This is a genomic window from Salipaludibacillus sp. HK11 (assembly GCF_047795645.1).
GTDB lineage: Bacteria > Bacillota > Bacilli > Bacillales > Salisediminibacteriaceae > Salipaludibacillus.
On the sequence record NZ_CP181045.1, the window covers coordinates 1,626,607 to 1,640,273 of the forward strand.

At 38.1% G+C, this 13,667-nt stretch carries 14 protein-coding genes; all 14 read right to left on the reverse strand.

Going from position 1 to position 13,667, the window contains the following annotated elements; all coding sequences use genetic code 11:
• Positions 1-25 precede the first annotated feature (25 nt).
• The gene (locus ACM26V_RS08030; RefSeq protein WP_416150901.1) at positions 26-1,267 is read right to left on the reverse strand and encodes a M16 family metallopeptidase; all 1,242 of its coding nucleotides are present in this window, start codon (positions 1,265-1,267) and stop codon (positions 26-28) included.
• 26 nt (positions 1,268-1,293) lie between these two features.
• The gene (locus ACM26V_RS08035; RefSeq protein WP_416150902.1) at positions 1,294-2,256 is read right to left on the reverse strand and encodes a polysaccharide deacetylase family protein; all 963 of its coding nucleotides are present in this window, start codon (positions 2,254-2,256) and stop codon (positions 1,294-1,296) included.
• Between the two features lie 737 nt (positions 2,257-2,993).
• Positions 2,994-3,122 (reverse strand): hypothetical protein, encoded by a 129-nt coding sequence (locus ACM26V_RS08040; RefSeq protein WP_416150903.1) that lies wholly within the window; start codon positions 3,120-3,122, stop codon positions 2,994-2,996.
• 248 nt (positions 3,123-3,370) lie between these two features.
• The gene (pnp, locus tag ACM26V_RS08045) at positions 3,371-5,464 is read right to left on the reverse strand and encodes a polyribonucleotide nucleotidyltransferase (protein WP_416150905.1); all 2,094 of its coding nucleotides are present in this window, start codon (positions 5,462-5,464) and stop codon (positions 3,371-3,373) included.
• A gap of 318 nt (positions 5,465-5,782) precedes the next feature.
• A complete protein-coding gene (gene rpsO, locus ACM26V_RS08050; protein ID WP_280768933.1) occupies positions 5,783-6,052 on the reverse strand; it encodes a 30S ribosomal protein S15 in 270 nt (89 codons plus the stop codon).
• Between the two features lie 171 nt (positions 6,053-6,223).
• On the reverse strand, positions 6,224-7,168 hold the full coding sequence (locus tag ACM26V_RS08055; protein WP_416150906.1) for a bifunctional riboflavin kinase/FAD synthetase: 945 nt from the start codon (positions 7,166-7,168) through the stop codon (positions 6,224-6,226).
• A 35-nt stretch (positions 7,169-7,203) separates the two neighbouring features.
• The gene (truB, locus tag ACM26V_RS08060; RefSeq protein WP_416150907.1) at positions 7,204-8,142 is read right to left on the reverse strand and encodes a tRNA pseudouridine(55) synthase TruB; all 939 of its coding nucleotides are present in this window, start codon (positions 8,140-8,142) and stop codon (positions 7,204-7,206) included.
• Positions 8,143-8,207: 65 nt separating this feature from the next.
• Positions 8,208-8,558 (reverse strand): 30S ribosome-binding factor RbfA, encoded by a 351-nt coding sequence (rbfA, locus tag ACM26V_RS08065; protein WP_416150908.1) that lies wholly within the window; start codon positions 8,556-8,558, stop codon positions 8,208-8,210.
• A 317-nt stretch (positions 8,559-8,875) separates the two neighbouring features.
• Complete coding sequence (locus ACM26V_RS08070; RefSeq protein WP_416150909.1) at positions 8,876-9,151, reverse strand: DUF503 domain-containing protein; 276 nt, start codon at positions 9,149-9,151, stop codon at positions 8,876-8,878.
• A complete protein-coding gene (gene infB / locus ACM26V_RS08075; protein WP_416150910.1) occupies positions 9,148-11,277 on the reverse strand; it encodes a translation initiation factor IF-2 in 2,130 nt (709 codons plus the stop codon). Before infB ends, ACM26V_RS08070 begins: the two co-directional genes overlap by 4 nt.
• 62 nt (positions 11,278-11,339) lie before the next feature.
• A complete protein-coding gene (locus tag ACM26V_RS08080) occupies positions 11,340-11,639 on the reverse strand; it encodes a YlxQ family RNA-binding protein (RefSeq protein WP_416151823.1) in 300 nt (99 codons plus the stop codon).
• On the reverse strand, positions 11,639-11,917 hold the full coding sequence (gene rnpM, locus ACM26V_RS08085; protein WP_416151824.1) for an RNase P modulator RnpM: 279 nt from the start codon (positions 11,915-11,917) through the stop codon (positions 11,639-11,641). Before rnpM ends, ACM26V_RS08080 begins: the two co-directional genes overlap by 1 nt.
• An 11-nt stretch (positions 11,918-11,928) precedes the next feature.
• Positions 11,929-13,074, reverse strand: a complete 1,146-nt coding sequence (nusA, locus tag ACM26V_RS08090; RefSeq protein WP_416150911.1) for a transcription termination factor NusA — start codon at positions 13,072-13,074, stop codon at positions 11,929-11,931.
• Positions 13,075-13,098: 24 nt separating this feature from the next.
• Positions 13,099-13,569, reverse strand: coding sequence for a ribosome maturation factor RimP (gene rimP / locus ACM26V_RS08095; RefSeq protein WP_416150912.1), 471 nt, complete (start codon positions 13,567-13,569; stop codon positions 13,099-13,101).
• Between the last annotated feature and the right edge of the window lie 98 nt (positions 13,570-13,667).

Below are 13,667 nucleotides of genomic sequence, written 5' to 3' on the forward strand. Positions count from 1 at the left end.
TGAGTGGTTCTGTGATATTCACTATTTATTGTAAAGATTTAGGCAATTGACCATCCGAACTAATTAACGTTAGAGAAAAATCTTTATCGAAAATAACTTTACTAGTCTGTTTTATCTCCTCCATCGATACCGCATCAATCGATTTGGTTATTTCATCGAGAGTACGATGTTCCCCAAGTAGAAGTTCATTTTTGCCATTACGACTCATACGGCTATTCGTGCTCTCAAGCGCTAGCATGAGTCCACCTTTCAATTGTTCTTTGCCATTTCTAAGTTCTTTGTCTGTTAAACCGTTGTCACGAACTTCAGAAATCGTATTAGAAATGACATTGTAAACTTCATCGAGTTGCTCCTCGGCAGATCCTGAGTAAATGGTGACCATTCCCGAGTCTTTGAATGAAGAATGATAAGAAAAAACGGAGTAAGCTAATCCACGGTTTTCTCTTATCTCTTGAAATAATCGACTACTCATTGATCCTCCTAAAGCATTATTTAATAGAATTAACGAGTATATCCGGTCATCATCTACGGAAAAACCATCATAACCTAAACACAAATGGGCTTGTTCTACGTCTTTTTTACGCACCATTTTTTCTGGTATAAAAACTGGTTTTTCCAACTTATCACTTACGGATTTACTTCTCTCAAGTGAAGAAAACAAATCTTGTACATATTCTACATACGTTTCATCAACGTTTCCGCAAATTGAAATGACGACATTTTCTGCGTGATAGTATTCTTCCATAAATGAAAACAAGTCTTCCGGTGAGAAGGTTGACAATGTTTGTTCCGTACCTAAAATAGGGTAAGCAAGCGGATGTTCTCCATAACTTGCTTTGCTTAACAAATCATGAACTAAATCATCTGGCGTATCCTCGTACATTTTAATTTCCTCAAGGACAACTCCCTTTTCTTTTTCGAGCTCTTTTTTCTCAAATGTTGAATTAAAATACATGTCTGCTAAAACATCCGCTGCATATTTAGCGTGCGTGTCAAGTACTTTTGCATAATAGCATGTGTACTCTTTCGATGTTAATGCATTTACATGACCACCGATCGAATCAAATGATTCAGCAATTTCTTGAGCTGTTCGGTCTTTTGTCCCTTTGAAAAACATATGTTCAATAAAATGAGACAATCCATTCTCTTTCTTTTTCTCGAAACGTGACCCTGTTCCTATCCAAATTCCTACAGATACCGATCTCACTGTATTGTTTGGTTCAAACACGACACGTAATCCATTGTTACTAACAAAACGTTTGACCACTATAATCCTCCTACAATATTGCGTTATTATTTTGTTTTTCTTCGTTCACTCAACACATCAGAAACTTTCCCAATTTGTAGATCTTTTTGCTTTATCCCGTTTATCATTTGCTCCAATCCGTCTGCAGAAGAAGCAGTAGGGTGCATTAGAATCAAAGATCCTGGCTCGACTTTCGATACAACTCGATCAGCCATTTGCGAGGGATCAGGTTTTTTCCAATCTAATGTATCTACCGTCCATAATACAGTATACATATCAAATTCCCTAGCAATCTTCACTACTTCATTATGATAACTTCCACTTGGAGGCGCAAACAATTCCGGAGTCGTATTAAGCGTAACATCAATGACTTGATTTGTTCGCACTATTTCATCACGAATTCGTTCTCTCGATAAAGTTTGCATATCAGGATGAGAATAAGCATGATTTCCTATTTCATGTCCTTCATCTTCTATCATCTTAGCAAGATTTCCGTTATTTTTCACCCAAGAGCCATCGAGAAAAAAAGTTGCTTTAATTTGGTGCTTATCAAAAATTTTCAAAATCTTAGGTAAGTAGTCATTTCCCCAAGCAACATTAACCATAAATCCAGCCATCGGCTTATTAGCGTTACCTTTGTATATTGGATTAGGTGGTAAGTGATCTAATGTTACTTCAGGAGGAACTTCCCCGAGTATCAATTTCCGTTCTTGATATTCCCCATCCTCTTTCATTTTTTCGTAAGATTTCTGTACATCGACCTGAACCCCATTATAACCAGGAATTGCCTTCCAAACAGGGTCTATCTTTGCGTCTATCGGATCTTCATCGAATTTTTGCTTTTGACGAAGGATTTCCATATATAAAGGGCTCTCTTCTTTCATTACTTGTTCTGCCTGTCCTCTAAATTCAACCATAAAACTGTTTGTTATCGGATTCAATCCAATCGATAATGTCATCAATAACATGATAAAGAGAGTGCCTATTTGCACTATGGCTTTTTTCAACATGTTTCATACCTCCTCAGTACAAGAAATATGCTGATAAAGGACAAGGTAGAACATCGATTAGCGATCGATGGCCGTAATGGTTTATAAAAGTAGAGTAAGGACTACTGAATAACTCATATCATTGCAAAGTCGGTAAAACATGCTCTTAACTACCAATAATTAACGGAAAAATTATGAATCCCTTTCTCTTTCGGACCGTTTCTCCGTTTACAATCGTCTAACGTTCCGAATTCCTCGCTTTTTCAGAACGTTTTTCCGTTTACAATCGTCTAACGCTCCGAATCACTCTCTTTTTCAGACCGTTTCCCCGTTTACAATCGTCTAACGTTCCGAATCACTCTCTTTTTCAGACCGTTTCCCCGTTTTCATTCGTCTAACGCTCCGAATCACTCTCTCTTTCAGAGCGTTTTCGCAATTCTATTCGTCTAACGCTCCGAATCACTCTCTCTTTCAGAACGTTTTCGCAATTCTATTCGTCTAACGCTCCGAATCACTCTCTTTTTCTGACCGTTCTCCCGTTTTCATTCGTCTAACGCTCCGAATTACGCTCTCTTTCAGAACGTTTCCCCGTTTTCATTCGTCTAACGCTCCGAATTACGCTCTCTTTCAGAACGTTTCCCCGTTTTCATTCGTCTAACGCTCCGAATCCGACGCTTATTCGGAACGTTTTCACAATTCTAATCTTCTAACGTTCCGAATCACTCTCTTTTTCAGACCGTTTCCCCGTTTTCATTCGTCTAACGTTCCGAATCACTCTCTTTTTCAGACCGGTAAACCTGCGACTCCATCGAGAAAAGCAACACCTGAAGATCCATCATCCCAATTAGCTGAATCAATGCCCGCGGAAATCGTCCGCCTATAGTCAATCGAGTGCCACTCTGTAAAAAATGCTAGAGGGTTCCTAGGAAGATGTGTGTCTTTTTCGAGAAAGAGGAATGTTATTTTATTCCATTTATAAAGTCACGTACATTTAAAAACGGACTGTCGTTAATAAAAAGAGTATCTGATTCATTGGATATAGTACTTGTGTAAATAATTAAGGTTACATAATCTCCTCAAAAATACAAAAAAAAGAGCCATATGAATACTCATACGTCCCTTTTACATGAATCGTTTATTTTTTTTCATCTTCGAGAAGAACTTTACGAGATAAATTTACTCGTCCTTGGTTATCGACTTCTGTTACTTTAACAAGTAACTCGTCACCGATAGATACAACATCTTCTACTTTTGCCACACGTTCTTTGGCAAGTTGAGAAATGTGAACGAGACCATCTTTCCCTTTGAAGATTTCAACAAAGGCTCCGAATTTTTCAATTCGTTTCACTTTACCTAAGTAAGTTGCGCCTACTTCTACTTCTCGTACGATATCTTCAATAGTCTTTTTAGCCAAGTTATTCATCTCTTGATCTAGCGACGATATATATACCGTACCGTCTTGCTCGATATCAATCTTCACACCTGTATCTTCAATGATTTGATTAATTACTTTCCCACTTGGCCCAATAACTCCACGAATCTTGTCTGGATGAATATTCAGTGTCAAGATTTTTGGTGCATATGCATTAAGTTCTTTACGTGGTTCTGGAATACATGAAAGCATATTTTCTAAAATAGCCAATCGCCCTTGTTTTGCTTGCTCAAGTGCTTCTACCAAAACCTCTTTATTGATACCATCAATTTTGATATCCATTTGTATTGCCGTAACACCTTTGGAAGTACCCGCTACTTTAAAATCCATGTCTCCAAGTGCATCTTCCATTCCTTGGATATCAGTAAGAACAGTTAAATTATCTTCGAATTTTACTAATCCCATTGCAATTCCTGCTACTGGAGCAGTCAATGGAACCCCTGCAGCCATCATCGCTAGCGTACTAGCACAGATGCTTGCCTGTGAGGTAGATCCGTTTGATTCGAGAACTTCAGATACAAGACGAATCGTATATGGAAAATCCTTTTCAGCTGGTAATACTTTTTCAAGAGCTCTTTCTCCTAATGCGCCGTGTCCAATTTCTCGGCGTCCTGGTCCACGAATAGGACCTGTTTCACCAACACTGAATAAAGGGAAATTATAATGATGCATGAAGCGTTTTGATTCTTCAATGCCTAGACCATCTAATATTTGAACATCACCTAACGCTCCTAATGTACAAATACTTAAAGCCTGCGTTTGTCCACGAGTAAACATACCCGATCCATGTGTCCGTTGCAAAAGATCAATTTCAGATGCTAGAGGACGAATTTCATCCTTTTTACGACCATCTGGACGAATATTCTCTTGAGTGATTAGCTTACGAACACTCTCTTTAAGCAACTTATTTAAAACTTCTTTTGCATCTTTTGTGCGGTCGTTTTCTTCGTCTTCGTACTTCTCTAACACACGATCAAAAACTTCTTTAATCGCTACATCACGAGCACTTTTCTCAACAACTGTTGCAGCTTTAACGATGTCAGCTTCAGCTAGCCCACGGATTTCAGCTTCGAGCTCAGCATCAATTGAAAGAAGTTTTACTTCCATTTTAGGTTTACCGACTTTTTCAATAATATCTTCCTGGAAGGCAACTAATTTTTTTATCTCTTCGTGACCAAACATGATTGCGTCAAGAATGATTCCCTCAGAAATCTCATCTGCTCCAGCTTCAACCATATTGATTGCATCTTTTGTACCCGCTACAATCAGATCAAGCTCACTTTTTTCCATTTGATCTGTACTTGGGTTAATAATGAATTCGCCATCGATTCTACCAACAGTTACACCTGCAATCGGGCCATCAAATGGTATATCCGAAATAGACAAAGCCATTGATGTTCCAAGCATCGCAGTCATTTCTGGAGAACAATTTTGATCATTACTCATAACCATACTTATCGCTTGTACATCATTACGAAATCCGTCTGGGAAAAGCGGACGAACCGGTCGATCAATTAGTCTACTCGTAAGAACAGCATGGTCACTAGGACGACCCTCGCGTTTAATAAAGCCACCAGGGATTTTGCCTGCTGCATACTTTCGCTCCTCGTAATTCACAGTAAGTGGGAAGAAAGGTAAATCCTTCGGTTCCTTAGAACCAGTTGCTGTTGATAATACTGACGTATCACCATAACGTATCATTGCAGCGCCATTTGCTTGTTTCGCATACTTACCGATCTCGACTGATAGCGTACGTCCAGCCCATTCCATGGAAAAAATTTGTTTTTCTTCGTTCATAATTTTAAATACTCCTCTCAATATATAAATAATTCATCATTATAATGATTATTGATAGCTTATTTTATGTAATACGACAACTTCAGGAAAACGTATAAATAAATCGTTTTTTTCTAGCATTCTCAATTATAACCTTATTTAATCAATGGTAATCATAACCAAAACCTCGACTTTTATATCATATCAGAAAAAAACAGGAAACGAAATAGTCAGATATATAGTTATGCTTCCTTTCGTCACGTTTCACTTCATTCATCTAATTAAAAAGTGATAAAATTAAACATAAGAAAAAAGCGGGAGAAACTCCCGCTTTCGTATTTATCGACGAAGACCAAGCTTATCGACAACTTGACGGTAACGAGTAACATCTTTATTACGTAAATACGTAAGCAAGTTACGGCGTTGACCGACCATTTTTAAAAGGCCACGACGTGAATGGTGATCCTTTTTGTGTGTACGCAAATGTTCATTTAACGTAGTGATTTGCTCTGTAAGGACAGCTACTTGAACTTCAGGAGAACCAGTATCATTCTCATGAGTTCTATACTGTGCAATAATTTCATTCTTTCTTTCTTGAGTTAATGCCATCCTGTTCCACCTCCTTCTTCTTTATCCCCAATTGCTGAGCAAACGTTGGTGAATCGTGATGCCAAGCATTGGTTCTTAACAGTTCTTATCATACTAGGTTTATTAGCAAAGTTCAAGTTTTTTTATTTTCAGCTTCATACGCAGAATAAATGCATTAATTACATCCTCTATTTAGCACTTCTTTTCTAAAAATTCACAGGCTCTTTTAATATCTTCGTTTATCTGCTGTTTCAATGCCTCAATAGAATCGAACTTTCTTTCTCCTCGTATTCTACTGACAAAGGAAACAAACACATTTTCATCATAAAGATCGCCGTGAAAATCAAGTACATGAACTTCAATTGTTGGTCTGTCCGGGACATCATCATGAAATGTTGGTTTATAACCAACATTACAGACGCCAGGAAGCTTTTTACCATTAACATTTAAATAAACGAAATAAACTCCTACTGCTGGAACAACGGTTCGTTCAACAGGCTTTATATTCGCTGTTGGGAATCCAATCGTTCGTCCTCGCTTTTCCCCGTGCTCTACCTGGCCTTCAACGATAAAGTTTCTACCTAAAAATTGATTCACCTTGTCCATATTTCCTAAAGCTAGCGCGCTTCGAATCTCAGTTGAACTTATCTTTTCATTATCCTGAGAAACTTTCCCTACTGTCGTCTGCATAATCTCATCTCTTGAATGAAAAGGCAATGTCTCCATTGTTCCTTTGCCTAACCGGCCATAAGAATAGTCGAACCCAGCAACTACATGTTTCACATTTAGATCAATCAAATATTGATCTACAAATTGTTGCGGTGAAAGGTCAGCAAAATGTCGGTCGAAAGAAACAATAAATAAATAGTCTACACCTAAACTTTCAATAAGTTGTATTTTTTCGGGGAGGGGAGATAAGTATTCAATGTTATTCGCTTCTTCTTTTCTTAACACCTCTTTCGGGTGCGGAAAAAAAGTCATCACAGCAGATTGATGATTTCTTTTCATTGCTTCTTCCTTTGCCACTTCAATTACTTTTTGATGTCCTCGATGAACACCATCAAAAAAACCTAAAGCTACTGCTGTAGAAGGCAGTTTTAACGGAGGATGAGGATGTTTTAAACGTATAATTTCCAAAGGTGCCACCTCATTAATTTCATTGCTGATATCTTTTACATTTGATCTAATGTTCTTATCATTTTTTCGGGTTTCATTTTCCCTGCTCTTTTTACATCTCTTTTATATAAAGCAAGGCAATCCCCATATTGATTATACAAAGCCCAAACCGATTCGTCTAGATTTACAACTTCTTCTGGTATCGAAATAATTCCACCTTGCAAAACTTTTCCTTCGATAACTTCATCTACTTTGATAATCGGAAACATCGATAATGCGGTTTCCACTGGGATAAGTAGTTCAGTGGCACTCTCATTTTCGACGGCTTTATCCAATTGATCTAAGGTTATACAATCTTTTCTATGAAAAGAACCTGAAGATTCTCTGACTAAGTGAGACATATGAGCTGGAAATCCTAGCTTTTCACCAATCGTAACAGAAAGTGTTCGAATGTACGTTCCTTTGCTACAAACGGCCCGAAAGTAGAAGCTAACTGTTCCATCCGCATTTATGTTAGGAGCAGTTAGAAGTTCTAGTTGATAAATTGTAATCATTCGACTTGGTCGTTCAACTTCAATACCTTCTCTAGCATATTCATATAATTTCTTACCCTTTACTTTTACAGCTGAGTACATTGGTGGCGTTTGTTCCAATGGTCCAACGAGATTTGATAAGACATGCTTCGCATCCTCTTCTGAAATTGAGCGGTCGACGATGGTCTCATTCACTTTTTCTCCAGAGGCGTCTTCTGTTGTCGTAGTAAATCCGAGAGTTACTTCTCCAACATAAGTTTTGTTATCTGCTGTTAAGTATTCGACGATCTTTGTTGCTCTACCTAAGCAAATGGGTAACACCCCTTCAACATCAGGATCAAGTGTTCCTGTATGGCCAGCTTTCTTCGTTCCGAACCGTTTTCCTACTTCTCTGACAGCTGAAAATGATGTCATTCCCTTTGGTTTCCACAATGGGAAAACTCCCATTAAATCCTGCTTCATTATTATGTACCCCTCCATTAAAAAATAGAGAAAAGGAGATAGATATCCCTCTATCCCCTTGTCAACTATTTATCTTCTTGATTAAGTTTTCGGAGCAATTCATCAATTCGACTACCATGTTCAAAACTTTCATCGAAAGTAAAGGACATTTCAGGAGTTTTCCGCAGATGAATTCTTTTGCCAATTTCTGAACGAATAAATCCATTCGCTGTTTCTAATGCTTGTAGTGTTTTCTTTCGTTCCTCATCATCACCATATACGGTGATAAATGCTGTCGCTTGTTGTAAATCCCCCGTTACATCGACTGCTGTTACGGTAACAAACCCGATACGAGGATCTTTTAAATCACGTTGGATGATGTCTGTTAATTCTTTCTTAATTTGTTCTCCCACACGATTCGCACGAACTTTACTCATTTCATGTCACTCCTATCATAAAGCGCAATGTACTCGTTATACGCCGAGACTTCTAATAAAAAGCCTATCTTTAAAGCAGTGAAGAGAGCTCCTTTGCCTATCCGCGGAGGAATCAGCCGATAAACCTAGCCCAATTCCATTTTCCAGGAGTGCCGGAAAAAGCTTTCACTCTCTTACGTGAATACAAACCATATGATTTGATAATCCCGGAAAAACCGTAGCTCCTTTTTTATAATATCTCCATCGATAATATAAATATTAACAGGAACTACTACTTCCTATTTACACCAAGGAACTTCTGCTTTTAACTAAAAGGATCACTCCCAAGTAATCCTTGTGATTTCAAGGTCTTGGTATGTTTCAAGAATTGAAATCGCTCGGTGTAATTCTTTTTCTACTTGTTTTGTTTCTGTACCTACAGTTACGATAGCCCACTCTACACGTTGCCAAACATCTTGGTGATTTATTTCCGCTATAGAGACATTCAACCGTTGTTTTATTCTCGTTGAGGCACTTTTCGTAATTGACCGCTTGTCTTTTAAAGATTGAGAATTGTAAATAAGTGCCTCAACACTGATGGAAGCTAAAATCAACGCTTGATTTCTTCCATGATATACGCTTCTATAACATCCCCTACTTTTACATCGTTGTAATTTTCAAGGGTAATTCCGCATTCATAGTTCTTAGCTACTTCTTTCACATCGTCTTTAAATCTCTTCAAATCACGGACGGCGCCTTCGAAAACAACAACACTATCACGAATCAAACGAACAGACGAACCACGAGTGATTTTCCCATCTGTTACATATGAACCTGCAATTGCACCGATTTTAGATACTTTAAAGACTTGACGAACTTCCGCCTGACCAATAACTTTCTCCTCATAAATAGGATCCAGCATACCCGTCATTGCAGCTTCTACCTCTTCGATCGCATCATAAATTACTCGGTGCAATCGAATTTCTACTTTCTCAGCATCTGCTGTTCGTTTTGCGTTAACATCAGGTCGTACATTGAAACCAATGATAATTGCGTTTGAGGCAGAAGCAAGAATGACATCGGATTCTGCAATCGCACCGACACCTGTGTGTAAAATGTTAACTTTCACACCTTCCACTTCAATTTTCTCAAGCGAACCTTTCATTGCTTCCGCTGAACCTTGAACATCGGCTTTAACAATGACATTAATTTCTTTTATTTCACCTTGTTGAATTTGATCAAATAAATCGTCAAGACTAACTCTAGACGTCTCTTTTCGATCTGCTACACGTTGTTTACTTGCACGCGCCTCACCCATTTGTCGAGCTTTCTTCTCATCTTTAAAAACTCGAAATTGGTCTCCTGCTTGTGGAACGGCATTCAATCCAGTAATCTCTACAGGCATAGATGGCTCAGCAGTCTTGACTTTACGACCTAGGTCATTCACCATCGCTCTAACTTTACCAAAGGTATTCCCTACAACAATTGGATCTCCTACATGGAGAGTACCTGCTTGCACTAACAACGTAGCTACAGGTCCTTTACCTCGGTTCAATTCGGCTTCCACAACTGTTCCCATCGCTGTTTTATCAGGATTAGCTTTTAATTCGCCTACTTCTGAAACAAGTAAGATCATTTCAAGTAGTTCATCAATTCCAGTACCATTAAGTGCAGATACATTAACAAAAATCGTTTCTCCACCCCATGCTTCTGCGACTAATTCATGTTCCGTTAGTTCTTGCATAACACGATCGGGATTAGCGCCTTCTTTATCTATTTTATTCACGGCGACAATAATTGGAACGCCAGCTGCCTTCGCGTGATTGATCGCTTCAACCGTTTGCGGCATAACTCCATCGTCCGCAGCAACAACAAGGATCGTAATGTCTGTCACTTGCGCTCCACGTGCTCGCATTGTTGTAAACGCGGCGTGACCAGGAGTATCTAGAAATGTGATTTTCTTCCCATTTTCCTCTACTTGGTAAGCTCCAATATGTTGCGTAATTCCACCTGCTTCACCAGCAGTAACTTTTGTATGACGAATTCCATCTAACAAAGTTGTTTTTCCGTGGTCAACGTGACCCATGATCGTAACAACTGGAGACCGCTCTACTAGAAGGTCCGGATCATCATCTTCGATAATCGATTCAAATTCTGTCTCATCTACAATAACCTCTTCTTCCACTTCCACGTCAAACTCTTCAGCAAGAATTGCAATCGTATCTTTATCGATTTCTTGGTTAATTGTAGCCATAACACCAAGAGATATTAATTTTTTAATTAATTCAGATGGCTCTTTGTTAAGTGTTTCTGCAAATTCTCCAACAGTAATCGGCAATGTATATGTGCGTTTAGAAGAAACTTCTTTTTTCACTTCTGCTTTTTTACTACTAGTATTGTTTTGTTTTTTGTTTTTTTGCTGATCTTTATTTTTGTTTTTGACTTTGTTCTTATCATCATTTGCCCGTTTTTTTGATGCATCCTCTTTCACCGGTTTGTTCTGTGTCTTAGTCTTCGATGCAGTAGGTGTTTTTGAATCAGATTTTACCAATGATTTTCCTCCGCTTTGTTCAGTTTGGGTTTTTCCCCCATTTTCTTTTTCTAGTTTTTGTACTGTATCGTTTGTAATCACACTCATGTGGTTTGTTACTTCTATTCCCAGCTTTTTCAATTGACTAATCACTTCTTTACTAGTTGTATTATTTTCTTTGGCATATTCATAAATACGCATTTTACTCATATTCATACCTCCTATATTCATCCAATGAACATCTGCATTTCCATAATTTATTTGTTTGAATTCTACTCAATAAGTGAGTTGAATTTATTTGCAAAGCCTTTATCTAGAATTGCAACAGTTACTCTTTCAGCTTTTCCAATCGCCTGGCCGATCACAAACCGATCTTCTAAAACAACATAAGGAATGTTGTAATACGAACATTTATCTGTCATCTTTTTCATTGTATTTTCTGAAGCATCTGAAGCAATAATAACTAAATGAGCTTTTTTACTTTGTATCGCTTTTACAACCAGTTCTTCCCCGGTTATCAGCTGTCTCGCTCGTTGCATGAGACCTAGAAGAGAACTACATCCCTGTTTCATCATAACAAAGTCCCTTTACTATTTAAATGAAGTAGTTCTTCGTATATTGTATCTGGCACTTTTGTTTTCAAATGCCTAGATAAACTGTCCTTTTTTTGGGCATCAGAAATGACAGATGCATCGTTTGAAATATAGGCGCCTCTACCTGATTTTTTAGAAGTGGGATCAATAAATACTTCTCCTTCAGGCGAACGTACGATTCGAATCATCTCTTTTTTCGGTCTCATCTCTTGAGTGATTACACATTTTCGTAGGGGTATTTTCTTTTTCACAGCCATCATCCCCCTCCTTATTTCTCATCGTATTCTTCTGCATCCTCTGTTCCATCATCTGCTGTTAAATTAAGGTCAATATTTTCATCTTCTTCGATTTCCGCATCTTCATCAGGATAAATTCCGAGCTCTTCAGCATCTGTTTGGCTTTTAATATCAATTTTCCATCCAGTTAATTTAGCAGCTAATCGGGCATTTTGGCCACGTTTTCCAATAGCCAAGGAAAGTTGATAATCGGGAACAACTACTTGTGTCATCTTATCTTCTTCATTGACCTTCACTTGCAAAACCTTCGAAGGGCTGAGTGCATTTGCAACATAAACTTTAGGATCTTCTGACCATCGAACAATATCGATTTTTTCACCTTTTAATTCATTTACAATCGTCTGAACACGTTGCCCTCTTTGACCAACACATGATCCAACTGGGTCTACTTCCGAATCTTCAGCATGAACGGAAATCTTAGATCGTTCTCCCGCTTCACGTGATACAGATTTCACTTCCACTGTACCGTCGTAAATTTCAGGTACTTCAAGTTCAAATAGTCTTTTTAGCAAGCCTGGATGAGAACGTGAAATCATAATTTGTGGACCTTTTGTTGTTTTTTCAACTTTTGTTATAAACGCTTTTATACGGTCATTATGTTTATAACTTTCATTGGGCATTTGTTCCCCAATAGGCATAAGAGCTTCTACTCTTCCAAGATCAACATAAATAAAGCGGTGATCTTGACGCTGAACAATCCCTGTCATAATATCTTCTTCACGATCGATAAAATCTGAATAAATGATTCCTCGTTCGGCTTCTCTTACTCTCTGTGTGACAACCTGTTTGGCAGTCTGTGCAGCGATTCGTCCAAAGTCTCTTGGCGTTACTTCGATTTCGACAATATCATCTACCTCATACAGAGGATTTATCGATTTTGCTTCCTCTAAAGAAATTTCTAGACGTGTATCAAACACCTCTTCAACGACTTCTTTCTGAGCAAATACCCGAATCATTCCTGATTTACGATCTACGTCAACTCGGACATTCTGAGCAGAATTAAAATTCCGCTTATAGCCTGTAATTAATGCTTGCTCAATCGCTTCCAAGATAATTTCTTTATCAATTCCTTTATCTTTCTCAATGGTTGCTAATGCATCCATAAATTCATTATTCATGGAGTTCAGTTCCCCCTCTCGTATTTAAAAAACAATCGCTAACCTTGCTTTTGCCACTTTGTCATAAGGAATCGACATTGTGACAGTTCTTGTCTTCACCTTGATTTCAATCGTCAATGTCGTACCATCAAAGTTGGTAAGTTTCCCTTCAAAGGTTTTCTCACCATCAATTGGGGCATATGTTGTCACATGGACGTGTTTTCCGACCGCAGCTTCTAAATCTTTTCCTTTTTTTAACGGCCGTTCCGCACCAGGTGAAGATACTTCCAAATAATATGCCTGTTCAATCGGATCATTGTTATCGAGCGCTTCACTTAATTTTTCACTTACCTTTGAACAATCATCAAGATCGACCCCTTGATCGCGATCTATGTACACTCGTAAAAACCAATTCTTTCCTTCTTTTTGAAACTCAACATCCACTAATTCCATCGATAAATCTTCAACTATCGGAATCGCAAGGCGTTCTATTTTTGCTTGAACATTGTCAGACATATCTGAACCTCCTTTTCATTAAGAAATATCATTCACTTATTTTAGCCTCATTATCACATTTCCTAGTATTGGAAAATCATTAAGTGCAAAGAAAAGAG

Coding starts and splice junctions, on each gene's coding strand:
- ACM26V_RS08035 (WP_416150902.1), bottom strand. CDS start 2,256: ATGTTGAAAAAAGCCATAGTGCAAATAGGCACTCTCTTTATCATGTTA.
- pnp (WP_416150905.1), bottom strand. CDS start 5,464: ATGAACGAAGAAAAACAAATTTTTTCCATGGAATGGGCTGGACGTACG.
- rpsO (WP_280768933.1), bottom strand. CDS start 6,052: ATGGCATTAACTCAAGAAAGAAAGAATGAAATTATTGCACAGTATAGA.
- truB (WP_416150907.1), bottom strand. CDS start 8,142: ATGAAGCAGGATTTAATGGGAGTTTTCCCATTGTGGAAACCAAAGGGA.
- rbfA (WP_416150908.1), bottom strand. CDS start 8,558: ATGAGTAAAGTTCGTGCGAATCGTGTGGGAGAACAAATTAAGAAAGAA.
- infB (WP_416150910.1), bottom strand. CDS start 11,277: ATGAGTAAAATGCGTATTTATGAATATGCCAAAGAAAATAATACAACT.
- ACM26V_RS08080 (WP_416151823.1), bottom strand. CDS start 11,639: ATGAAACAGGGATGTAGTTCTCTTCTAGGTCTCATGCAACGAGCGAGA.
- rnpM (WP_416151824.1), bottom strand. CDS start 11,917: ATGGCTGTGAAAAAGAAAATACCCCTACGAAAATGTGTAATCACTCAA.
- nusA (WP_416150911.1), bottom strand. CDS start 13,074: ATGAATAATGAATTTATGGATGCATTAGCAACCATTGAGAAAGATAAA.
- rimP (WP_416150912.1), bottom strand. CDS start 13,569: ATGTCTGACAATGTTCAAGCAAAAATAGAACGCCTTGCGATTCCGATA.